This is a genomic window from Microbacterium sp. SCN 71-21 (genome assembly GCF_001725695.1).
GTDB classification, from domain to species: Bacteria; Actinomycetota; Actinomycetes; order Actinomycetales; family Microbacteriaceae; genus Microbacterium; species Microbacterium ginsengisoli.
The window spans coordinates 1-22128 of record NZ_MEGA01000039.1 but is presented as its reverse complement, the minus strand read 5'-3'; the positions used below and the strand labels follow the sequence as shown (position 1 = coordinate 22128).

19 protein-coding genes, 1 tRNA gene and 1 pseudogene are annotated in these 22128 nt (G+C 70.9%); 19 read left to right on the top strand and 2 right to left on the bottom strand.

From position 1 onward, the window contains the following. The 17 genes and pseudogenes from ABT08_RS07665 to pyk all read left to right on the top strand — a co-directional run. Positions 1-423 (top strand): annotated as a pseudogene (locus tag ABT08_RS07665) (primosomal protein N'); the annotation flags it as partial. Between the two features lie 55 nt (positions 424-478). Then, positions 479-1399 (top strand): methionyl-tRNA formyltransferase, encoded by a 921-nt coding sequence (fmt, locus tag ABT08_RS07660; RefSeq protein ID WP_056209002.1) that lies wholly within the window; start codon positions 479-481, stop codon positions 1397-1399. Beyond that, positions 1396-2760 (top strand): RsmB/NOP family class I SAM-dependent RNA methyltransferase, encoded by a 1365-nt coding sequence (locus ABT08_RS07655; RefSeq protein WP_288114492.1) that lies wholly within the window; start codon positions 1396-1398, stop codon positions 2758-2760. The genes fmt and ABT08_RS07655 overlap by 4 nt, the downstream gene beginning before the upstream one ends. A gap of 39 nt (positions 2761-2799) precedes the next feature. Next, positions 2800-3471 (top strand): ribulose-phosphate 3-epimerase, encoded by a 672-nt coding sequence (gene rpe / locus ABT08_RS07650; protein WP_288114490.1) that lies wholly within the window; start codon positions 2800-2802, stop codon positions 3469-3471. 47 nt (positions 3472-3518) lie between these two features. After that, the gene (locus ABT08_RS07645; protein WP_045248103.1) at positions 3519-3782 is read left to right on the top strand and encodes a phosphoribosyl-ATP diphosphatase; all 264 of its coding nucleotides are present in this window, start codon (positions 3519-3521) and stop codon (positions 3780-3782) included. A 58-nt stretch (positions 3783-3840) separates the two neighbouring features. Further along, positions 3841-4683: an ATP phosphoribosyltransferase gene (hisG, locus tag ABT08_RS07640; RefSeq protein ID WP_045248104.1), complete on the top strand. Its 843-nt coding sequence runs from the start codon at positions 3841-3843 to the stop codon at positions 4681-4683. Beyond that, a complete protein-coding gene (hisF, locus tag ABT08_RS07635) occupies positions 4683-5447 on the top strand; it encodes an imidazole glycerol phosphate synthase subunit HisF (RefSeq protein WP_288114487.1) in 765 nt (254 codons plus the stop codon). Before hisG ends, hisF begins: the two co-directional genes overlap by 1 nt. After that, positions 5444-5815 carry a phosphoribosyl-AMP cyclohydrolase gene (gene hisI / locus ABT08_RS07630; protein ID WP_273206186.1) on the top strand — a complete coding sequence of 124 codons (372 nt, stop codon included), beginning with the start codon at positions 5444-5446 and terminating at the stop codon, positions 5813-5815. The genes hisF and hisI overlap by 4 nt, the downstream gene beginning before the upstream one ends. Beyond that, the gene (locus tag ABT08_RS07625; protein WP_288114485.1) at positions 5812-6474 is read left to right on the top strand and encodes a Trp biosynthesis-associated membrane protein; all 663 of its coding nucleotides are present in this window, start codon (positions 5812-5814) and stop codon (positions 6472-6474) included. Before hisI ends, ABT08_RS07625 begins: the two co-directional genes overlap by 4 nt. Next, positions 6471-6701 carry a DUF6704 family protein gene (locus tag ABT08_RS07620; RefSeq protein WP_273206179.1) on the top strand — a complete coding sequence of 77 codons (231 nt, stop codon included), beginning with the start codon at positions 6471-6473 and terminating at the stop codon, positions 6699-6701. Before ABT08_RS07625 ends, ABT08_RS07620 begins: the two co-directional genes overlap by 4 nt. A gap of 2 nt (positions 6702-6703) precedes the next feature. Then, entirely contained in the window at positions 6704-7480 is a 777-nt protein-coding gene (gene trpC / locus ABT08_RS07615; RefSeq protein ID WP_056209241.1) for an indole-3-glycerol phosphate synthase TrpC, read from the top strand. Next, positions 7477-8688 carry a tryptophan synthase subunit beta gene (gene trpB, locus ABT08_RS07610; RefSeq protein ID WP_056209016.1) on the top strand — a complete coding sequence of 404 codons (1212 nt, stop codon included), beginning with the start codon at positions 7477-7479 and terminating at the stop codon, positions 8686-8688. Before trpC ends, trpB begins: the two co-directional genes overlap by 4 nt. Further along, positions 8685-9476, top strand: coding sequence for a tryptophan synthase subunit alpha (trpA, locus tag ABT08_RS07605; RefSeq protein ID WP_288114482.1), 792 nt, complete (start codon positions 8685-8687; stop codon positions 9474-9476). The genes trpB and trpA overlap by 4 nt, the downstream gene beginning before the upstream one ends. A 9-nt stretch (positions 9477-9485) precedes the next feature. Further along, positions 9486-10469 (top strand): prolipoprotein diacylglyceryl transferase, encoded by a 984-nt coding sequence (gene lgt, locus ABT08_RS07600; protein WP_056209022.1) that lies wholly within the window; start codon positions 9486-9488, stop codon positions 10467-10469. 51 nt (positions 10470-10520) lie between these two features. Beyond that, entirely contained in the window at positions 10521-15098 is a 4578-nt protein-coding gene (gene gltB, locus ABT08_RS07595) for a glutamate synthase large subunit (protein ID WP_288114479.1), read from the top strand. After that, positions 15091-16557, top strand: coding sequence for a glutamate synthase subunit beta (locus ABT08_RS07590; RefSeq protein ID WP_056209027.1), 1467 nt, complete (start codon positions 15091-15093; stop codon positions 16555-16557). The genes gltB and ABT08_RS07590 overlap by 8 nt, the downstream gene beginning before the upstream one ends. Before the next feature lie 44 nt (positions 16558-16601). Beyond that, complete coding sequence (gene pyk, locus ABT08_RS07585; protein ID WP_045248112.1) at positions 16602-18053, top strand: pyruvate kinase; 1452 nt, start codon at positions 16602-16604, stop codon at positions 18051-18053. A gap of 59 nt (positions 18054-18112) precedes the next feature. Here pyk and ABT08_RS07580 read toward each other — a convergent pair. Beyond that, a tRNA-Leu gene (locus ABT08_RS07580) sits at positions 18113-18195 on the bottom strand. A gap of 49 nt (positions 18196-18244) precedes the next feature. Between ABT08_RS07580 and ABT08_RS07575 the strand changes: the two genes are divergently transcribed. Continuing rightward, entirely contained in the window at positions 18245-18859 is a 615-nt protein-coding gene (locus ABT08_RS07575) for an ANTAR domain-containing response regulator (protein ID WP_045248113.1), read from the top strand. An 8-nt stretch (positions 18860-18867) separates the two neighbouring features. Here ABT08_RS07575 and ABT08_RS07570 read toward each other — a convergent pair whose 3' ends face one another. Beyond that, the gene (locus ABT08_RS07570; RefSeq protein ID WP_045248114.1) at positions 18868-19299 is read right to left on the bottom strand and encodes a PaaI family thioesterase; all 432 of its coding nucleotides are present in this window, start codon (positions 19297-19299) and stop codon (positions 18868-18870) included. A gap of 77 nt (positions 19300-19376) precedes the next feature. On the opposite strand from ABT08_RS07570, the gene polA reads away from it, so the two are divergent. After that, complete coding sequence (polA, locus tag ABT08_RS07565) at positions 19377-22010, top strand: DNA polymerase I (protein ID WP_056209031.1); 2634 nt, start codon at positions 19377-19379, stop codon at positions 22008-22010. The last annotated feature ends 118 nt before the right edge of the window (positions 22011-22128 follow it).

The window sequence follows — 22128 nt, the reverse complement described above, 5'->3', positions numbered from 1 at the left end:
CGGCCCGGCGCGCCGGTGCATCTCGTCGGGGTGACCGGGCCCGCCGCACGGGCGCTCGCCACCTGGACGCCGGCGGCCTACGCCCGCGCAGAGCTCGCCGAACGCGCACCGCTGCGCATGCCGCCGACCGTGCGCATCGTGCGCATCGAGGGCACGCCCGAACGGGTGCAGCAGGCGGTGCAGGATGCCGCGGCCCACGCACCCCTTCCCGCCGACGCCCTGCTCGGATCCGTCGCGCTCGACGACGGGCGCGTGCGGGCGCTGCTGCGCGTCGACTACGCCGCCGGCGCCGACACGATGCGGTCGCTGCGCGCGAGCGTCGTGGCCGCGGCGATCTCCGGGCGACGCCCGCCGAAGGGTCGACCACCGGTGCCGCGCAATACACTGAACGTCCGGGCCGACCTTCTCGACGTCGACCTGTGACCCGCTCGACGACCCAGTGTCGCGATGCCCGCGGTCGTCCACGAACAGGGAGCCCATGCGTCTGATCTTCGCCGGTACGCCGGCGGCCGCGGTGCCGTCTCTGCGTGCCCTTGCGGCCTCCTCGCACACGATCGCGACGGTCGTCACGCGCCCGGATGCCCCGATCGGCCGCAAGCGCGTGCTCACCCCGTCGCCGGTCGCGGCGACCGCCGACGAGCTGCAGCTGCCGACGCTCAAGACCCGTCGCCTCGACCCCGAGGCATCCGCTCATCTCGAGGCCCTCGACGCCGATCTCGGCGTGATCGTCGCGTACGGCGGGCTCGTGCGCGAGCCGCTGCTGAGCGCCCCGCGCCTCGGCTGGATCAACCTGCACTTCTCGCTGCTCCCGCGCTGGCGGGGCGCCGCCCCGGTGCAGCACGCGCTGATCGCGGGCGACGCCGAGACCGGATCGAGCGTGTTCCGTCTCGTCGCGGAGCTCGACGCCGGTGACGTCTACAGCGAGGTGCGCTACCGCGTCCCGCCGCTCGCGACGGCCGCCGACGTGCTGCGCGAGCTGTCGATCATCGGCGCGGAGCAGATCGTCGGCGTGGTCGACGCCCTCGCGGCCGGAACGGCCGTCGCGACGCCCCAGGCGGGCACGCCGACCCTCGCGCCGAAGCTCGACGCCGCCGACGGACGGCTCGACGTGACACAGACCGCCGACGTCGTGCTCGGGCGGTTCCGCGGGGTCACCCCGGAGCCGGGCGCCCATCTCGTCGTCGACGGTCAGCGCCTCAAGGTGCTCGCCGCCCACCGCGCCGAGTCCACCGCCCGCCCTGCCCCGGGTCAGCTCGCCCTGCAGGGCCGCGAGGTGGTGGTCGGCACGGCCGACGACGCGATCGCGCTCGAGCGGGTGCAGCCGGCGGGCAAGGCGGCGATGGTCGCCGGCGACTGGTGGCGCGGCCTGCGGGTCGACGAGCTGCGGGTCGAGAAATGACCGCCCCCGCTCGCCGTGTCGCGTTCGAGGTCATCCGGGCCGTGCACGCCGACGACGCGTACGCGAACCTGCTGCTGCCCGCCGCCATCACCCGCGCCGGGCTGAGCAGCGCCGATGCGGCGCTCGCGACCGAGCTCACCTACGGCACCCTGCGCCGCGAAGGCACCTATGACGCGGTCATCTCGCTCGCCGCGGGCCGCGACATCGCGCTGATCGACCCGCCCGTGCTCGACGCGCTGCGGCTCGGCGCCCACCAGATCCTCGCGACGCGCATCGCGTCGCATGCCGCCGTGCACGACACCGTCGATCTGGTGCGGCGCGAGATCGGCCCCGCCGTGACCGGCTTCGCGAACGCGGTGCTGCGCCGGATCTCCCGCGACAACCCCGGCGACTGGTTCTCCCGCATCGCCGACGAGGCGCGCTCCGACGACGAGCGCCTCGCGCTGCGGTTCTCGCACCCGGTCTGGGTGATCCGCGCCTTCCGTCGCGCCCTCGCCGCCGAGGGCCGCGCCGACGAGCTCGAGGCGCTGCTGACCGCCGACAACGCGGCACCGGGCGTCACGATGGCGGCGCTCCCGGGGCTCGTCGATCCTGACGCGGACAGCGCCCGCACCCCGTACTCGCCCGTCGGCTTCCGACTCGCCGGCGGCGACCCGGAGCCCGTCATCACCGCGGCGGGCGGCCGGGTGCGCGTACAGGACGAGGGATCCCAGCTCGTCGCCCTGGCGCTCAGCCGCCACGCCCCCGTGCGCGCGGGGGAGCGGTGGCTCGACCTGTGCGCGGGGCCGGGCGGCAAGACCGCACTGCTCGCGGCCGAGGCCCTCGCGCACGGAGCCGTCCTCGAGGCGAACGAGCCAGTTCCGGCCCGCGCGGGACTGGTGCGCCGTTCGGTGGCCGCCGTGCCGCTCCCGGTCGACGTCTCCGAGCTCGACGGGCGCGAGCGGGCGGCGAGCGCCGCGGGTGCGTACGACCGCATCCTCGTCGACGCGCCGTGCACGGGTCTCGGCGCGCTGCGCCGGCGTCCCGAGGCGCGGTGGCGCAAGCAGTCATCGGATGTCGCGGACCTCACCCCGCTGCAGCGGGAGCTGCTGTCCTCGGCCGTGGGCGCGCTGGCCCCGGGCGGCGTGGTCGCGTACGTCACCTGCTCCCCGCATCTCGCCGAGACGCAGGGCGTCGTGGCCGACGTGCGCCGCGAGTGGGGCGACGCCCTCGAGCCGGTCGACGCCCGCGAGGTGCTGCAGCGGGTCGCCCGGCGCCCGCTCGATCTCCCCGAGCCGGCGTCCGACGACGGACACGCCCAGCTCTGGCCCCACCGCCACGGCACCGACGGGATGTTCCTCGCGCTGCTCCGACGTCGCTGACGTCCCGGGTGGCGAGGTCCGGCCCGGGATAATGGGGGAGTGAGCGACATCCGCATCAATCCCTCCATCCTCTCCGCCGACTTCGTGAACATGCAGGCGGACCTCGACCGCATCGCGACCGCAGACTTCGTGCACGTCGACGTCATGGACAACCACTTCGTGCCGAACCTCACGTTCGGGCCGCAGATGGTGCAGCGCATCCAGGAGACGAGCCCGGTGCCGCTCGATGTGCACCTGATGATCGACGACGCCGACCGCTGGGCCCCCGGTTACGCCGAGCTCGGCGCGGCATCCGTCACCTTCCATCTCGAGGCCGCGACCGATCCGATCACCCTGGCCCGCACCCTGCGCGGCATCGGCGCGCGCGCCGGCGTCGCCATCAAGCCCGGAACCCCCGGCGAGGGCCTGTACGACGTGCTCGACGAGTTCGACCAGATTCTGGTGATGACCGTCGAGCCGGGCTTCGGCGGACAGTCGTTCATGACTTCCACGATGCCGAAGCTGTCGGCGCTGGCCGCCGAGGCGCGTCGCCGAGGATCGTCGGTGTGGCTGCAGGTCGACGGCGGCATCGGCGAGTCGACGATCGCCCAGGCCGCCGAGGCGGGCGCCGACACCTTCGTCGCCGGCTCCGCGGTGTTCGGCGCCGACGACCCGGCCCGCGCGATCGAGGCGCTGCGCAGCGGCGCCGCCCGTCACGCCCACGCGCACTGAGGCGGGCCTGGGCCCGAGGGGGCCGCGCGGTTCGCTACCCTTGCAGGGTGAAGTCGTTCGACGAGCTGTTCGCTGAGCTCACCGTCAAAGCCCAGGAGCGTCCCGCCGGTTCCGGCACGGTCGCCGAGCTCGATGCGGGTGTGCACGCGATCGGCAAGAAGATCGTCGAAGAGGCCGCCGAGGTGTGGATGGCCGCGGAGTTCCAGTCCGACGCCGAGGCGGCGGAGGAGATCTCCCAGCTGCTCTACCACCTCCAGGTGCTGATGCTCGCGAAGGGTCTGACCCTGCAGGACGTCTACCGACATCTGTGACCCGCGCCGGCCCCGCCGGCACGAGGCATCCGCTCATCACACGACCGCAGAGAAGACCATGCTCAGAATCGCCGTGCCCAACAAGGGCTCGCTCGCCGAGACCGCAGCCGAGATGCTGCAGGAGGCCGGGTACACCGGCCGACGCGATCCCAAAGACCTCTACGTGCTCGACGCCGCCAACGACGTCGAGTTCTTCTACCTCCGCCCTCGCGACATCGCGACCTACGTCGGCTCGGGCGCGCTCGATGTCGGCATCACCGGCCGCGACCTGCTGCTGGACGCCCGCATGCCCGGTGCACGCGAGATCGAGACGCTCGGCTTCGCCGATTCGACGTTCCGGTTCGCGGGCCCTCCCGGCCGCTTCCGCGAGCTGAGCGACCTGCACGGGCTGCGCGTCGCCACGGCCTACCCCGGCCTCGTCGACGGCTACCTCGACGAGCAGGGCGTCGCCGTCGACCTCGTTCCCCTCGATGGCGCGGTCGAGTCGGCCGTGCAGCTCGGTGTGGCCGATGCGGTCGCCGACGTCGTGTCGACGGGCACCACGCTGCGCCAGGCGGGCCTCGAGATCTTCGGTCCCGTGCTGCTGCAGTCCGAGGCCGTGCTCATCAGCGGCAGCACCGAGCCCGACGGTCTCGACACCCTGCTGCGACGCCTGCGCGGCGTGCTCGTGGCGCGCCAGTACGTGATGGTCGACTACGACCTGCCGCTGGTGCTGCTCGACCAGGCCGTCGCCGTCGCCCCCGGCATCGAGTCGCCGACCGTGTCGCCGCTGCGCGACCCCGAGTGGGTCGCCGTGCGGGTGATGAGCCCCCGCAAGGGCGTCAACCGCGTCATGGACGACCTCTACGCGCTCGGCGCCCGCGCCATCCTCGTCACCGAGATCGCCGCCGCGAGGCTCTGATGAGCGTCGTCACGCGGGTGATCCCGTGCCTGGATGTCGCGGCCGACCGCGTCGTGAAGGGCGTGAACTTCGAGAACCTCCGCGACATGGGCGACCCGGTCGAGCTCGCCCGGCTCTACTTCGCGCAGGGGGCCGACGAGATCACCTTCCTCGACGTCACCGCGACCGTCGACGAGCGGGCGACCACCTACGAGGTCGTGCAGCGCACGGCCGAGGAGGTCTTCATCCCGTTGACCGTGGGCGGCGGCGTGCGGGCGACCGACGACGTGGCGCGCCTGCTCGCCTGCGGCGCCGACAAAGTGGGCGTCAACTCAGCCGCCATCGCACGCCCCGAGCTGCTCGGCGAGATCGCCGATCGCTTCGGCGCTCAGGTGCTCGTGCTCTCCCTCGACGTGAAGCGCTCGGCGGCGACGCCCAGCGGATTCGTCGTCACCACCCACGGCGGACGCACCGAGACATCCCTCGACGCCCTCGCCTGGGCGCAGGAGGCCATCGAGCGCGGCGCCGGCGAGCTGCTGGTGAACTCCATCGACGCCGACGGCACGAAGGACGGCTTCGACCTCGAGCTCGTCGCCCTCATGCGCGAGATCTCGAGCGTGCCCGTGATCGCCTCGGGCGGCGCCGGCCGTGCGGCCGACTTCGCCCCCGCTGTGCGCGCGGGCGCCGATGCGGTGCTGGCGGCGAGCGTGTTCCACTCGGGCCAGCTGACGGTGGGCGATGTGAAATCCGCCCTCGTCGCCGACGGAGTGGAGGTACGCCGATGACGGACTCGCTCGACGAGCGCATCGCCGCCGTCGCGTTCAACGCCGACGGTCTCGCCCCCGCGATCGTGCAGCAGTGGGACACCCACGAGGTGCTCATGCTGGGGTGGATGGATGCCGAGGCGCTCCGTCGCACGTTGACCACCGGTCGCGTCACCTACTGGTCGCGGTCCCGCCAGGAGTACTGGCGCAAGGGCGACACGTCGGGCCACATCCAGCTCGTGAAGTCGGCACACCTCGACTGCGACGGCGACGCACTGCTGATCGAGGTCGACCAGGTGGGGCCTGCGTGCCACACGGGCCTGCGCAGCTGCTTCGACACCGCCGACCTCGACGCGGTCGACGGCGTGGCGGGGGAGGAGCGCCCGTGATCGCCCGTGCGCGTCTGATCGCCGTGCTCGCCGCGCTCGTCGCCGGGGCGATCGGCATCATCTCCTCCACGCAGACGTGGATCGACGTCATCCTCACGGCCGGCTCTGCTCCCGACATCGCGGTCGCCGGAAACGATGCCGTGCCGGTGCTCGCGCCGCTCAGCCTCGCCGCGCTCGCACTCGGCCTCGCGCTGTCGATCGTCTGGCGCATCCTGCGGTATGTCTTCGGCGCCCTCGCCCTCGCGGGCGCCGTGTGGCTGTTCATCCTGACGCTGCAGGTCGTGACGGGTCCGCCGGTGGCCGCGGTCGCCGCGCCCATCACCAAGGCCACCGGCATCGCCGGGTCGGCCGCGATCGCCGCGCTCATCGACCATGCCGTGGTCTCAGGCTGGGCGTGGGGCGCGCTGTTCGGCTGGGTGCTGCTCGCCGTCAGCGGCGCGTTCACCCTCGCCACCGCGCACCGGTGGCGCACGGGTGGTCGGCGGTACGAGACATCCACCGCGGCCGTCGCGGCCACCGGGCCACTCGACGCGGTCGACTCGTGGGACTCCCTCTCGCGCGGCGACGACCCGACCGACGCGGGCCGCGCCGCACCGGAGGACGAAGACGAGACCACTAGACTGGACGGGCGTTCGCACGCTCCCGAAGGAGGATCATGACCGACTCGATTGGCGACCCTGGCCACGGACACTCGCCCGCCGCATGGACGGCCGTCGTGATCATGCTGTTCGCGCTGTCGATCGGCACGGTCGCGTTCTACCTCGAGGTGGTCTGGCTCGTCTGGGCCTCCGTGGTGCTCGTCGTCGTGGGCGCTCTCGTCGGTCTCGTGCTGTCGCGCCTCGGTTGGGGCGCCAACGGGCCGAAGTACGTCCCCAAGCAGCATTGAACCTGCTCGAGGAGCTGACCGCCGGCTCCGTCGCCGACAGTGAGGCGCGCGCCGCCCGCAGCCCGCTGCACGAGGTCGAGCGCTCGGCTCTCGCCGCGCCCGCAGCCCGTGACGCCCTCGCCTTCCTCGCGCCGTCCGACCGGGTGAAGATCATCGCCGAGGTCAAGCGCGCGAGCCCGTCGCGCGGCGACCTGGCGGCCATCCCCGATCCGGCGCACCAGGCGGTTCTCTACGAGACCGGCGGCGCGAGCGCGATCTCGGTGCTCACCGAGCAGCGTCGCTTCAAGGGGTCGCTCGAGGACCTGCGCGCCGTGAAGCAGGCGGTGACCCTGCCGGTTCTCCGAAAGGACTTCATCGCCACCGAGTACCAGGTGCTCGAGGCCCGCGCCGCCGGCGCCGACCTCGTGCTGCTGATCGTCGCCGCCCTCGACCTGCCGACCCTCACGCGGCTGCACGCGCTCGTCACCGAGCTCGGCATGACTCCGCTCGTCGAGGCCCATTCGGCGAGCGAGCTCGACGCGGCCGGCGAGATCGGTGCGCGGCTCGTGGGCGTGAACGCCCGCGACCTCACCACCTTCGACCTCGACCGCGACCTGTTCGGAAGCCTCGTCGACCGCTTCCCGGTCGGGGCGATCAAGGTGGCGGAGTCTGCCGTGCTGACGCCGGCGGATGTCGCCCACTACCGCGCGGCCGGAGCCGATGCCGTGCTGGTCGGCGAGGCGCTCGTCACCGGCGACCCCGTCGCCACCCTCCGCGCGTTCCGAGGAGAGACCGTATGAGCGCGCTGCGCGACGCCCAGGGGCCGTTCTTCGGCGAGTTCGGCGGCCGGTTCATGCCGGAGTCGCTCATCGCCGCGATCGACGAGCTCACCGCCTGCTACGAGTCGGCGAAGGTCGACCCCGCGTTCCATGCCGAGTTCGCCGAACTCCTGCGCTCGTACGCCGGCCGGCCCTCGCCGATCACCGAGGTGCCGCGCTTCGCCGCGCACGCGGGCGGCGCGCGCATCTTCCTCAAGCGCGAGGACCTCAACCACACCGGCTCCCACAAGATCAACAACGTCATCGGGCAGGCGCTGCTCACGAAGCGGCTCGGCAAGACGCGGGTGATCGCCGAGACGGGCGCCGGCCAGCACGGCGTGGCGACAGCCACCGCGGCCGCCCTCTTCGGCTTCGACTGCACGATCTACATGGGCGAGGTCGACACCGAGCGCCAGGCGCTGAACGTCGCCCGCATGCGTCTTCTCGGTGCCGAGGTCGTGCCGGTCACGACCGGCAGCCGCACCCTGAAGGACGCCATCAACGAGGCGTACCGCGACTGGGTCGCGAGCGTGGAGACGACGAACTACATCTTCGGCACGGCGGCGGGTCCCCACCCGTTCCCGGCCATGGTGCGCGACTTCCAGAAGGTCATCTCCGAAGAGGCGCGCGCGCAGCTCCTCGACGAGATCGGGCGCCTTCCCGATGCCGTGCTGGCGTGCGTCGGCGGCGGGTCGAACGCGATCGGCATGTTCGATGCGTTCCTCGACGACGAGGGCGTCGCCCTCTACGGCGTCGAGGCGGCCGGTGACGGCGTCGACACGGAGCGGCACGCGGCATCCATCGAACGGGGACGTCCGGGCGTCCTGCACGGCGCGAAGACCTACGTCCTGCAGGACGAGGACGGCCAGACCATCGAATCCCACTCGATCTCCGCCGGCCTCGACTACCCGGGCGTCGGTCCCGAGCACGCGTGGCTCGCCGCGATCGGTCGTGCGCAGTACATCCCCGCGACCGACGACGAGGCGATGCAGGCGCTGAGGCTCCTCAGCCGCACCGAGGGCATCATCCCGGCCATCGAGTCGGCGCACGCCCTGGCCGGCGCGATCCGCGTCGGCCGCGAGCTCGGCCCCGACGCCGTGCTCGCCGTGAGCCTGTCGGGCCGCGGCGACAAGGACATGGACACCGCCGCCCGCTACTTCGGCCTCTACGACGAGGAGGCCGGCGCATGAGCCGCGTCGCCGCCGCGATCGAGAAGGCCCACGCCGAGGGGCGCGGTGCGTTCGTCGGCTACCTGCCCGTCGGGTTCCCCGACACGGCCACGAGCATCGAGGCGGCCGTCGCCCTCGCCGAGGCGGGGGCCGACATCCTCGAGCTCGGTCCGCCGTACTCCGACCCGGTCATGGACGGCGAGGTCATCCAGCAGGCGACCCAGCAGGCGCTCGCGAACGGCTTCCGGCTGCGCGACCTGTTCCCCGCGATCGCGGAGATCACCCGCCGCGTGGATGTCCCGGTGCTGGTGATGACCTACTGGAACCCGGTGCTGCAGTACGGCGTCGACCGGTACGCGGACGACCTCCTCGCCGCCGGCGGCACAGGTCTCATCACCCCCGACGTCACGCCCGAGTCGGCCGCGGAGTGGATCGCCGCCAGCGAGCGCACCGGCCTCGACCGCGTGTTCCTCGCGGCGCCCACCTCCACCGACGAGCGCCTCGACCTGGTCGTGAAGGCCTCGACCGGCTTCGTGTACACGGTCTCGACGATGGGCATCACGGGGGAGCGGGCAGAGCTGGATGCCGCGGCCCGCCGCCTCACCGAGCGTCTCCGCGCGCACGGCGCGGCGCACGCGTGCGTGGGCATCGGCATCTCCACGCCCGAGCAGGTCGCGGGTGTCGTCGGCTACGCCGACGGCGCGATCGTGGGCACCGCGCTCGTGCGCGCGCTGCGCGACGGCGGGGTCGACGGACTGCGCCGGGTGGCGGGGGTGCTCGCGTCCGGCACGGCTCGTCCGCGCCCGTAGACTCGCACCATGACGTTTGCCCCCACGAGCGCGCTGACCAGCGTGTTCGCCAGCATCCCGAGCCCGTCGATCAGCTACTTCCAGCTCGGTCCCGTGCGCATCTACTTCTACGCGCTGTGCATCATCGCGGGGATCGTGGTCGCGGTGCTGATGACGAACCACTTCCTCACCAAGCGCGGAGCGGAGCGCTGGGTCGTCATCGACATCGCCCTGTTCGCGGTGCCGCTGGCGATCATCGGGGCCCGCGCGTACCACGTGCTCACCCACCCGGCCGACTACTTCGGCGCGGGCAAGGACGTGCTCTCGGTGTTCTACATCTGGGAGGGCGGAATCGCCATCTACGGCGCGCTCATCGGCGGGGCGATCGGAGCGATCATCGGATGCCGCTGGACGGGCATCCGCTTCTGGACCTTCGCCGACGCCCTCGCACCGGGCCTGATCCTCGCCCAGGCCATCGGCCGTTTCGGCAACTACTTCAACCAGGAGCTCTTCGGCCTCCCCACCGACGCCCCGTGGGGCCTCGAGATCGACTCGTCGAACCCGGCGATCCCGCAGGGCCTGCCCGCAGGCACGCTGTTCCAGCCGACCTTCCTCTACGAGGTCATCTGGAACACGCTCGGCGCGATCGTGCTGCTCGTCATCGCCCGCCGGTTCCGCCTCCAGTGGGGTCGCCTGTTCGCGATCTACCTGATCTGGTACTCCGCCGGCCGCATCGTCTGGGAGAGCATCCGCATCGACCCGAGCGAGATCTACCTCGGGCTCCGCGTCAACGTCTGGGCGGCGATCCTCGGGGTCATCGCCGGCCTCGTGATCTACATCGTGCAGACGACGCGCCACCTCGGCCTCGAGCCGTCGCCCTATCGGCCCGGACGCGGAGCACCCGGTTCATCGCCTGTACAATCGCTGGATACCGACCAGTACGTCGACGTGAGCGAGCCGCCCGCGGACGCACTCGGTCAGGGCACCGCCACAAGCTCCGCTGCCGCACAGTAACTCCTTCGGGCCGACGTCGTCCCAGCACAGCACCAAGTGAGGACGGTACGCATGGCCCCCAGCCTCCGTCACAGCATCCCCGGCGGGACGTTCCCGGCCGCCCAGGGGATGTACAACCCCGCGTTCGAGAAGGACGCCTGCGGCCTGGCGATGGTCGCGACCCTTCGCGGCACGCCCGGCCACGACATCGTCAGCCTGGCGCTCACCGCCCTGCGCAACCTCGAGCACCGCGGCGCGATCGGCTCCGACGCGGGCACGGGCGACGGCGCCGGCATCCTCACCCAGATGCCCGATGCCTTCCTGCGCGCGGTCGTCGGCTTCGAGTTGCCCCCGGTCGGCGAGTACGCCGCCGGGCTCGCCTTCCTGCCGCTCGACGCGGCGGAGCGCCAGCGGGTCAAGGACGGGATCGAGCAGGTCGCGGCATCCGAGAACCTCATCGTGCTCGGCTGGCGCGAGGTGCCGACCGACGACGCCCACCTCGGCAAGCTCGCGTTCGAGGCTCGTCCCGCGTTCGAGCAGATCTTCGTCTCACGTCCCGCGGTCGGCGACGCGCCGGCGCTGTCGGGCATCGCGCTCGACCGCCGCGTCTACCGGCTGCGCAAGCGGGCGCGCCGCGAGCACGGCGCCTACTTCGTGTCGCTCTCCAGCCGCACCCTCGGCTACAAGGGCATGGTCACGACCCTGCAGCTCGAGCCGTTCTACCCCGACCTGCAGGACGAGCGGTTCACCTCGGAGCTCGCCGTCGTGCACTCCCGGTACTCGACAAACACGTTCCCGTCGTGGCCGCTCGCGCAGCCGCTGCGCATGCTCGCGCACAACGGCGAGATCAACACGGTCAGCGGCAACCGCAACTGGATGCGGGCGCGTCAGTCGCAGCTCGAGTCGGCGCTGGTCGGAGACATCCGCCCGCTGCTGCCCATCTGCACCGACGGCGCCAGCGACTCGGCCTCGTTCGACGAGGTGCTCGAGCTGCTCACGCTCACGGGACGCAGCCTCCCGCACGCGATCATGATGATGGTGCCGGAGGCGTACGAGAAGCAGGCCGACATCGACCCGCAACTGCGGGCGTTCTACGACTACCACTCCATGCAGATGGAGCCGTGGGACGGCCCCGCCGCGCTCATCTTCACCGACGGCACGCTCGTCGGCGCGACCCTCGACCGTAACGGCCTGCGCCCGGGCCGCTGGACGGAGACGACCGACGGCCTCGTCGTCATCGGCTCCGAGACCGGCGTGCTCGACTTCGAGCCCGAGCGCATCAAGCGCCGCGGCCGTCTGCGCCCGGGGCGCATGTTCCTCGTCGACACGGCCGAGCGCCGCATCATCGAGGACGACGAGATCAAGCAGCAGCTCTCCACCCTGCACCCGTGGCAGGAATGGCTGGACGCGGGTCGGGTGCGTCTCGCCGACCTTCCCGAGCGCGAGCACATCGTGCATCCGATCGCCTCGATCACGCGCCGCCAGCGCACGTTCGGGTACACCGAGGAGGAGGTGCGCATCCTCCTGACCCCGATGGGACAGAACGGCGCCGAGCCCCTCGGCGCGATGGGAAGCGACACCCCGGTCGCGGTGCTCAGCGAGCGTCCGCGCCTGCTGTTCGACTACTTCACCCAGCAGTTCGCCCAGGTCACGAACCCGCCGCTCGACTCGCTGCGGGAGGAGATCGTCACCTCCCTCGCACTCGGTCTCGGCCCGGAGCCGAACCTGCTGGCCTGGGGTCCGGAGCACACGCGCACGGTCACGCTCGACTTCCCCGTCATCGACAACGACGAGCTCGCGAAGATCCAGCACATCGACACCGCCCTCCCGGGCCGCACCTCGGTGACCATCCGCGGCCTGTACCGGGTCGAGGCGGGCGCGAAGGGCATGAAGAAGCGCCTCGAGCAGATGTGCAGCGAGGTCGACCAGGCCATCGAGGACGGCGCCGAGTTCATCGTGCTCAGCGACCGCGACTCGAACAAGGACCTCGCGCCGATCCCGTCGCTGCTCTCGCTGGCCGCCGTGCACCATCACCTCATCCGCAACGAGACCCGCATGAAGGTCGGGCTCGTCGTCGAGGCCGGTGATGTGCGCGAGGTGCACCACGTCGCCACCCTCATTGGCTACGGGGCATCCGCCGTGAACCCGTACCTCGCGATGGAGACCGTCGAGTACCTCGTGCGCGCCGGCTTCATCACCAACATCACGCCCGAGAAGGCCGTCCGCAACCTGATCTACGCGCTCGGCAAGGGCGTGCTGAAGATCATGTCGAAGATGGGCATCTCGACCGTGTCGTCCTACGCGGGCGCGCAGGCGTTCGAGGCCGTGGGGCTGTCGAGCGAGCTCATCGACGCCTACTTCACCGGCACCGAGTCCAAGCTCGGCGGCATCGGCCTCGACGTGATCGCGGCCGAGAACGCCGCACGCCACGCGTTCGCCTACCCCGAGGACGAGGCCGCCCGCACCCACGAGCGGCTGTGGACCGGCGGCGAGTACCAGTGGCGCCGCGACGGCTCGCCGCACCTGTTCAACCCGCAGACGATCTTCCGTCTGCAGCACGCGACGCGCGAGCGCCGGTACGACATCTTCCGCGAGTACACCAAGCTCGTCGACGACCAGGCGGCCGAGCTGAAGACCCTCCGCGGCCTGTTCGGGTTCAAGAAGAACCAGCGTCCGCGCGTGCCGATCGATGAGGTGGAGCCCGTCTCCGCCATCGTGAAGCGCTTCTCCACCGGCGCGATGAGCTACGGCTCCATCTCGAAGGAGGCGCACGAGACGCTCGCGATCGCGATGAACCGCCTCGGCGCGAAGTCCAACACGGGCGAGGGGGGCGAAGACGTCGACCGCCTGCTCGACCCGGAGCGTCGCAGCTCGATCAAGCAGGTCGCATCGGGCCGCTTCGGCGTGACGAGCCTGTACCTGACCGAGGCCGACGACATCCAGATCAAGCTCGCCCAGGGCGCGAAGCCCGGCGAGGGCGGTCAGCTGCCTCCCGGCAAGGTGTACCCGTGGATCGCCCGCACCCGCGGCGGCACCCCCGGCGTCGGCCTCATCTCGCCGCCGCCGCACCACGACATCTACTCGATCGAGGACCTCAAGCAGCTGATCTTCGACCTCAAGCGCGCGAACCCGCGCGCCCGGGTGCACGTGAAGCTCGTGAGCCAGTCCGGCATCGGGGCGGTCGCCGCCGGCACCGCGAAGGCCCTCGCCGACGTCATCCTCGTCTCGGGTCACGACGGCGGCACCGGCGCGAGCCCCCTCAACTCGCTCAAGCACGCCGGCACCCCGTGGGAGCTGGGCCTCGCCGAGACCCAGCAGACGCTCATGCTGAACGGCATGCGCGACCGCGTGGTGGTGCAGGTCGACGGCCAGCTCAAGACTGGGCGCGACGTCGTCATCGGCGCGCTGCTCGGTGCCGAGGAGTTCGGTTTCGCGACCGCGCCCCTCGTCGTCAGCGGCTGCATCATGATGCGCGTGTGTCATCTCGACACCTGCCCGGTGGGCGTGGCGACGCAGAACCCGGTGCTGCGCGAGCGCTTCTCGGGCAAGCCCGAGTTCGTCGTCAACTTCATGGAGTTCATCGCCCAGGAGGTGCGCGAGATCCTCGCCGAGCTCGGGTTCCGCACGCTCGACGAGGCCGTGGGCCGTGTCGACGCGCTCGACCTGAACGGCGCGATCGAGCACTGGAAGGCGGATGGTCTGGACCTCGCCCCCGTGCTCCAGGGTCCCGACTTCGCCGACGACGAGCCGCGGCGCAACCAGCGCGCCCAGAAGCACGAGCTCGACGACCACTTCGACGTGCAGCTCATCGAGCGCGCGCAGGACGTCATCGCACACGGCGGCCACCTCGAGATCGACCTGCCCGTGCGCAACACCGCGCGCGCTGTCGGCACGATGCTCGGCCACCACGTCACGCTCGCGCACGGCGAGAACGGTCTGCCGACCGACTCGATCGTCGTGAATCTGCACGGCTCCGCCGGGCAGTCGTTCGGCGCGTTCATGCCGGCCGGCATCACCCTCACCCTCGAGGGCGACTCGAACGACTACGTCGGCAAGGGTCTGTCGGGCGGACAGATCGTCGTGCGACCGCCGCGCGGCGCGACATTCCCCGCCTCGAAGAACGTGATCGCCGGCAACGTCATCGGCTACGGCGCAACGCAGGGAACGCTGTTCCTGCGCGGCACCGTGGGGGAGCGGTTCCTGGTGCGCAACTCCGGCGCGACCGCCGTCGTGGAGGGCGTGGGCGACCACGCGCTCGAGTACATGACGGGTGGGCTCGCGGTCATCCTCGGTGAGACCGGACGCAACCTCGGTGCGGGCATGTCGGGCGGCACGGCCTACGTGTACAGGCTCGACTCCGCCCTCGTGAACCGCGAGGCGCTGGCCGCCGGCGAGCTCGTGCTCGACGAGCTCGGCTCGGGCGACGCGGAGATCCTCAAGGACCTGCTCGAGCGCCACGTCGCCGAGACCGAGTCCGTGCTCGCCGCGAGCCTCCTCGAGCGCTTCGACGAGGAGATCGGCAACTTCGTGCGGGTCGTTCCGCGCGACTACGCAGCGGTGCTGCAGACGCGCCAGGAGGCGCTCGCGCAGGGCCTCGACCCCGACGGCGACGTCGTGTGGAACCGCATCCTGGAGGTGACGGGTGGCTGACCCGAAGGGCTTTCTGAAGACGACCCAGCGCGAGACCCCGTCGCGTCGACCGGTTCCCGTGCGCATCCTCGACTGGCGCGAGGTGTACGAACCGGGCGACTCCGCGGTGCTGCGTCGTCAGGCGGGCCGCTGCATGGACTGCGGCGTGCCGTTCTGTCACACCGGATGCCCCTTGGGTAACCTCATCCCGGAGTGGAACGACCTCACCTGGCGCGGCGAGGGCCGCGCGGCCATCGATCGTCTGCATGCGACCAACAACTTCCCGGAGTTCACCGGTCGCCTGTGCCCGGCCCCCTGCGAGAGCGCGTGCGTGCTCGGCATCAACCAGCCGGCCGTCACGATCAAGCAGGTCGAGGTGTCGATCATCGACCAGGCCTTCGCGAACGGATGGGTCGACTCCAAGCCGCCGGCACGCCTCACGGGCAAGACGGTCGCCGTGGTGGGGTCCGGCCCCGCCGGTCTTGCCGCCGCCCAGCAGCTCACCCGTGCGGGTCACACGGTCGCGGTCTTCGAGCGCGACGACCGCATCGGCGGTCTGCTGCGCTACGGCATCCCCGACTTCAAGATGGAGAAGCGCCACCTCGAGGCCCGGCTGCGTCAGATGCAGGACGAGGGCACCCGCTTCCGCGCGGGCGTGACCATCGGCACCGACATCTCCTGGTCCGACCTGCGTTCGCGCTACGACGCGGTCGTGATCGCGACCGGATCGACGATCCCGCGCGACCTCGCCATCCCGGGCCGCGACCTCGACGGGGTGCACTTCGCCATGGAGTACCTCGTCGAGTCCAACAAGGCGGTCGCGGGCGACCAGGTTCCCCACCAGATCTCCGCCGAGGGCAAGCACGTCATCGTGATCGGCGGCGGTGACACCGGCGCCGACTGCATCGGCACCGCCCACCGCCAGGGCGCGCTCAGCGTGACCAACCTCGCCATCGGCACGCAGCCTCCGACCGAGCGCCCCGCGCACCAGCCGTGGCCGATGACTCCCACCGTGTTCGAGGTCTCCTCGGCGCACGAGGAGGGCGGCGAGCGGATGTTCCTGGCATCGACCGTCGAGTTCCTCGCGAACGAGGCGGGCGAGGTGCGGGCCCTCCGCGTCGCCGAGACCGAGTACGTCGACGGCCGTCGCGTGCCCAAGAGCGGTACCGAGCGGGAGATCCCGGCCGACCTCGTGCTCATCGCGATGGGCTTCACCGGCCCGGAGCGCGCTCTGCTCGAGGACCAGCTCAACACGCGGTTCACCGACCGCGGCAACGTCGAGCGCGCCGACGACTACGAGACCACCGTGTCGGGCGTCTTCGTCGCCGGCGACGCCGGTCGCGGCCAGTCGCTGATCGTCTGGGCGATCGCCGAAGGACGGGCCGCCGCGGCATCCGTCGACCGTTACCTCATGGGCGAGACCTCGCTGCCGTCACCGGTTCGTGCCAGCGATGTCGCGATCGGCCTCCAGCCCGCGTAGGCTCGAATCCAACCCCACAGCCACACACTGGAGCCGAACACAGGATGAGACGCGCGAAAATCGTCGCAACCCTCGGCCCGGCAACCTCCACCTACGAGATGGTCCGCGCGATCATCGACGCAGGTGTGGATGTCGCGCGCCTGAACCTTTCCCATGGCGACTACTCCGTGCACGACGCGAACTTCGCGAACGTGCGCCGGGCAGCCGACGACGCTGAGCGCCCGGTCGCGGTGCTCGTGGACCTCCAAGGTCCCAAGATCCGCCTCGGCAAGTTCGCCGACGGACCTCACGATCTCGCCCCCGGCGACATCTTCAAGATCACGGTCGAGGACATCCCCGGCACCAAGGAGATCGTCTCGACGACCTTCAAGGGCCTGCCGCAGGACGTCAAGGCCGGCGACTTCCTCCTCATCGACGACGGCAAGGTGCGCGTGAAGGTCCTCGAGACCGACGGCGTCACCGTCACGACCGAGGTGATCGTCGGCGGTCCCGTCTCGAACAACAAGGGCATCAACCTGCCCGGCGTCGCCGTGAACGTGCCGGCGCTGAGCGAGAAGGACGAGGCGGACCTCCGCTGGGCGCTGCGCATCGGCGCGGACATCATCGCCCTGTCGTTCGTGCGCTCCGCGAAGGACGTGCAGCGCGTGCACGTGATCATGGCGGAGGAGGGGCGCCACATCCCGGTCATCGCGAAGATCGAGAAGCCCCAGGCCGTCGACAACCTCGAGGAGATCATCGACGCGTTCGACGGCATCATGGTCGCCCGTGGCGACCTCGGCGTCGAACTGCCGCTCGAGGCGGTGCCGATCGTGCAGAAGCGCGCGGTCGAGCTCTGCCGCCGCATGGCGAAGCCCGTCATCGTCGCGACGCAGATGCTCGAGTCGATGATCCAGAACCCGGTGCCGACCCGCGCCGAGACCAGCGACGTCGCCAACGCGGTGCTCGACGGTGCCGACGCGGTCATGCTCTCGGGCGAGACGAGCGTCGGCGCGTACCCGGTCGTGGTCGTGGAGACCATGGCCCGCATCGTCGAGTCGACCGAGGAGCACGGTCTCGAGCGCATCGCGCCGCTGACCACGAAGCCGCGCACGCAGCCCGGAGCGATCACGCTCGCGGCCCTCGAGGTCGCCGAGTTCGTCGACGCGAAGTGGCTGTGCATCTTCACGGAGTCCGGTGACACTGCCCGCCGCATGGCTCGCCTGCGCCCGCGCATCCCCATGATGGCGTTCGCCGCCGACCCGGCGATCCGTCGTCGTATGGCGGTCAGCTGGGGTGTGCAGTCGACCATCGTCGAGCACGTGCCGCACACCGACCGCATGTTCATCCAGGTGGACGACTTCTTCCTCTCGCACGGCCTCGCGAAGGTCGGCGACAAGGTCGTCGTGATCTCGGGATCCCCTCCCGGCATCATCGGCTCCACCAACGACATCCGCATCCACAAGATCGGCGACGCCGTGCACGGCAAGGCCCCGATCTACCAGGCGGAAGCCGAGTAGCACCGGTACGAGGTACGACGAAGAGGGATGTCCCGCGGGACATCCCTCTTCGTCGTCGGTACCGGTGGTGGGACTCGAACCCACATGCCCTCACGGACAACCGATTTTGAGTCGGTCGCGTCTGCCATTCCGCCACACCGGCGTGCGGCCTGCGCCGCGCATCGGGTTTGACCATACCTTAGGATTCAAAGGTGACTGATCTAGACGTACCCGCCCAGCCCGCGGCCCCGCGCCGCGTCGTCGTCGCCGAGGACGAGTCGCTCATCCGACTCGACATCGTCGAGATCCTGCGCGACAACGGGTACGACGTGGTCGGCGAGGCCGGCGATGGCGAGACGGCTGTCGCCCTCGCGACCGAGCTGCGCCCCGACCTGGTGATCATGGACGTGAAGATGCCGCAGCTCGATGGCATCTCCGCCGCCGAGAAGCTCAACAAGAACCACATCGCCCCGGTCGTGCTCCTCACCGCCTTCAGCCAGAAGGAGCTCGTCGAGCGGGCGAGCGAGGCGGGCGCGCTCGCCTACGTCGTGAAGCCGTTCACCCCGAACGACCTGCTGCCGGCGATCGAGATCGCCCTCGCCCGCCACGAGCAGATCATCACGCTCGAGGCCGAGGTCGCCGACATGGTCGAGCGCTTCGAGACCCGCAAGCTCGTCGACCGCGCGAAGGGTCTGCTGAACGAGAAGATGGGCCTGAGCGAGCCCGAGGCGTTCCGGTGGATCCAGAAGGCGTCGATGGACCGCCGTCTGACGATGCAGGATGTCGCGAAGGCGATCATCGAGCAGCTGGCTCCGAAGAAGGCCTGAGCGCCGCCTCAGACGCCGGGAGCGTCGCGCACCATGTTGGTGATGCGCACCGTCGAGCACCGGCGACCCGCGTCATCCGAGATGGCGATCTCGTGCACGGTCAGCGACCGTCCGAGGTGGATCGGCGTGCACACGCCCGTGACGTAGCCGCTCGTGGCCGACCGGGTGTGGGTGGCGTTGATGTCGATGCCGACGGCGAGCCGGCCCGCCCCGGCGTGGAAGTTCGCGTGCATCGAGCCCATGGACTCGCCGAGCACGACGTAGGCGCCGCCGTGCATGAGGCCGACCGGCTGCGTGTTCCCCTCGACGGGCATGCGGGCGATCGCGCGGTCGGGGCCGAACTCGATCCACTCGAGCCCCATCTTCTCGGCGAGGGCTCCCATGCCGCGCGACTGCGCCCAGGCGAGTCCGTCGGCTCCGGCGGGCAGGTCGGGGCTCATCGCACTCCTTCGGGATGTCACGGCGCGGCGCCCGATCGGACCCGGCGGGTGTCGGCGCGCGTCGTTAGGCTGACACGGTGACCGATTCCGCTCAGCCTACCCTTCTGGTCGTCGACGGCCACTCGCTCGCGTTCCGCGCCTTCTACGCGCTGCCGGTCGACAATTTCACGACGAAGGACGGCCAGCACACCAACGGCATCTACGGGTTCCTGTCGATGTTCGTCAACCTGCTGAAGGCCGAGAAGCCTACGCATCTCGCGGTCGCGTTCGACACCTCGCGCGTGTCGTTCCGCACCCGCGAGTACGCCGAGTACAAGGCGAACCGATCGGAGACGCCGCCCGAGTTCGCCGGCCAGATCCCGCTGCTGCAGGACTGCCTGCGGGCCATCGGTGTGACCGTTCTCACCAAGGAGGACATCGAGGCAGACGACATCCTCGCGACGCTGGCTACCCGCGGCGCGGAGGCCGGCTACAAGGTGCTCGTCTGCTCGGGCGACCGCGACACGATCCAGCTGGTGACCGACGATGTCACCCTCCTCTATCCGAGCGTGCAGGGCGTCTCGCAGCTGAAGCGCTACGACCCGGCCGCGGTCGAGGAGCGCTACGGCGTCCGTCCCGAGCAGTACCCCGACATCGCGGCGCTCGTGGGGGAGACCAGCGACAACCTGCCGGGCGTGCCGAAGGTGGGCGAGAAGACCGCGGTGAAGTGGCTCACGCAGTGGGGCACGCTCGAGGCACTGCTGGAGAACGCCGACAAGATCGGCGGCGTGGTCGGCGGCAACCTGCGCGAGCATCTCGACGATGTGAAGCGCAACCGCGCCCTCAACCGCCTGCTGCGCGACGTCGAGCTCCCGGTGTCCCCGGCCGATCTCGAGATCGGTGCCACCGACCTGCAGGAGGTGCGCGACATCTTCGCGCGGCTCGAGTTCCGCACGCTGATGCCGCGCCTGCTCGAGGTGATCGATGCGGGCGACGACCAGGGCGAGAGCGCCCCGGTCACGGTCGCCCCGGTCGCCGTCGAGTCGACGCCCGCCGACGCCGCCACCTGGCTCACGGGTCGCACCGGGGACGTCGGCGTGGTCGTCACCGTCGAACAGGGCACCCCGGCGCGCCTCGGGTTCGCGGATGCGACCGCAGCCATCGAGCTGAGCTGGTCGGATGCCGCGGCCACGGCGATCGGCCCGTGGCTCGCCTCCGACGCACCGAAGGTGCTGCACGATGCGAAGCCGCAGCTCAAGGCGCTGCGCCGCGCCGGCGCAGATCTTCGCGGCATCGTCTTCGACGCCGCCCTCGCCGGCTGGCTCATCCGCCCCAGCTTCCCCGACAAGACGCTCGGCGACCTGGTCGAGCGCTACCTCGGCGAGAAGCTCCCTGAGGCCGATCCGACGCAGCTCGTGCCCGAGACGGAGGGAGCGACCCCCGGTCAGCTGGCCTGGTTCGTCGCGCGTGTCGGAACCGCGATCCGTGACGACATCCCGTCTCCTCTCGCGCGCGTGCTCGATGAGATCGAGCTGCCCACTCTCGACACCCTCGCCGACATGGAGCTCGCGGGCGTCGCGGTGTCGCACGACCACCTGTCGGCCTTCTCGACGGAGCTCGCCACGCGTGCCGACGCGATCGCCGCCGACGCCTTCGCGGCGATCGGACGCGAAGTGAACCTCGGGTCGCCGAAGCAGCTGCAGGAAGTGCTGTTCGACGACCTGCAGCTGCCGAAGACCCGCAAGACCAAGACGGGCTATTCGACGGATGCCGCGGTGCTCGCCGATCTGCAGGAGTCGAACCCGCACCCCTTCCTCGACCTGCTGCTGCAGCACCGCGAAGCGACGAAGCTGCGGCAGATCATCGAATCCCTCGATGCGGGGATCCAGGACGACGGACGCATCCACACGACCTACGTGCAGACGGGCAGCCAGACCGGCCGCCTGTCGAGCACCGACCCGAACCTGCAGAACATCCCGGTGCGCACCGAGGAGAGCCGCCGCATCCGAGCCGCCTTCGAGGTGGGCGCCGGGTTCGAGACACTGCTGACAGCCGACTACTCGCAGATCGAGATGCGCATCATGGCGCATCTGTCGGGCGATCCGGGGCTGATCGAGGCGTTCCGGTCCGGCGAGGACCTGCACCGGTTCGTGGGTGCGCGCGTGTTCGGCGTCGACCCGGCCGAGGTCTCCCCGGCGATGCGCACGAAGGTGAAGGCCATGTCGTACGGTCTCGTCTACGGGCTGAGCGCGTTCGGACTCTCCAAGCAGCTGCGCATCGAGCAGTCCGAGGCGAAGCAGCTGATGACCGAGTACTTCGCGCGGTTCGGCGCGGTTCGCGACTACCTCCGCTCGTCGGTCGAGCAGGCCCGTATCGACGGTTTCACCGAGACGATCTTCGGTCGGCGCCGGCCGTTCCCCGACCTCACGAGCCCGAACCGCGTGCTGCGCGAGAACGCCGAGCGCGCCGCGCTCAACGCCCCGATCCAGGGGAGTGCGGCCGACATCATGAAGCTCGCGCTGTTCCGCATCCACGACGAGCTGCGCAGCGAGGGGCTGGCCTCCCGCGTGCTGCTGCAGATCCACGACGAACTCGTCGTGGAGGTCGCGCCGGGGGAGTGGGATGCCGCGGAGCGGATCGTGCGCGAGCGGATGGGCGATGCCGCCGACCTGTCGGTGCCGCTCGACGTGCAGATCGGTCACGGCCGCGACTGGAACGGCGCCGCGCACTGATCGCTCCCGCACCCGCGTGCCGCGCGGATCGACGCCGCGGCCGCCGCGTGCGGATCGGCGTCGGGTGAGCCACATCAGGAGCGGTGTCGTCGCACGGGGTCGCCCGCAGGAGAGCGGC

What these genes read in the sequence shown, in the direction of transcription:
- fmt (WP_056209002.1), top strand. Translation starts at nt 479, where the DNA reads ATGCGTCTGATCTTCGCCGGTACGCCGGCGGCCGCGGTGCCGTCTCTG.
- ABT08_RS07655 (WP_288114492.1), top strand. Translation starts at nt 1,396, where the DNA reads ATGACCGCCCCCGCTCGCCGTGTCGCGTTCGAGGTCATCCGGGCCGTG.
- hisG (WP_045248104.1), top strand. Translation starts at nt 3,841, where the DNA reads ATGCTCAGAATCGCCGTGCCCAACAAGGGCTCGCTCGCCGAGACCGCA.
- hisF (WP_288114487.1), top strand. Translation starts at nt 4,683, where the DNA reads ATGAGCGTCGTCACGCGGGTGATCCCGTGCCTGGATGTCGCGGCCGAC.
- hisI (WP_273206186.1), top strand. Translation starts at nt 5,444, where the DNA reads ATGACGGACTCGCTCGACGAGCGCATCGCCGCCGTCGCGTTCAACGCC.
- ABT08_RS07620 (WP_273206179.1), top strand. Translation starts at nt 6,471, where the DNA reads ATGACCGACTCGATTGGCGACCCTGGCCACGGACACTCGCCCGCCGCA.
- trpB (WP_056209016.1), top strand. Translation starts at nt 7,477, where the DNA reads ATGAGCGCGCTGCGCGACGCCCAGGGGCCGTTCTTCGGCGAGTTCGGC.
- trpA (WP_288114482.1), top strand. Translation starts at nt 8,685, where the DNA reads ATGAGCCGCGTCGCCGCCGCGATCGAGAAGGCCCACGCCGAGGGGCGC.
- lgt (WP_056209022.1), top strand. Translation starts at nt 9,486, where the DNA reads ATGACGTTTGCCCCCACGAGCGCGCTGACCAGCGTGTTCGCCAGCATC.
- gltB (WP_288114479.1), top strand. Translation starts at nt 10,521, where the DNA reads ATGGCCCCCAGCCTCCGTCACAGCATCCCCGGCGGGACGTTCCCGGCC.
- pyk (WP_045248112.1), top strand. Translation starts at nt 16,602, where the DNA reads ATGAGACGCGCGAAAATCGTCGCAACCCTCGGCCCGGCAACCTCCACC.
- ABT08_RS07570 (WP_045248114.1), bottom strand. Translation starts at nt 19,299, where the DNA reads ATGAGCCCCGACCTGCCCGCCGGAGCCGACGGACTCGCCTGGGCGCAG.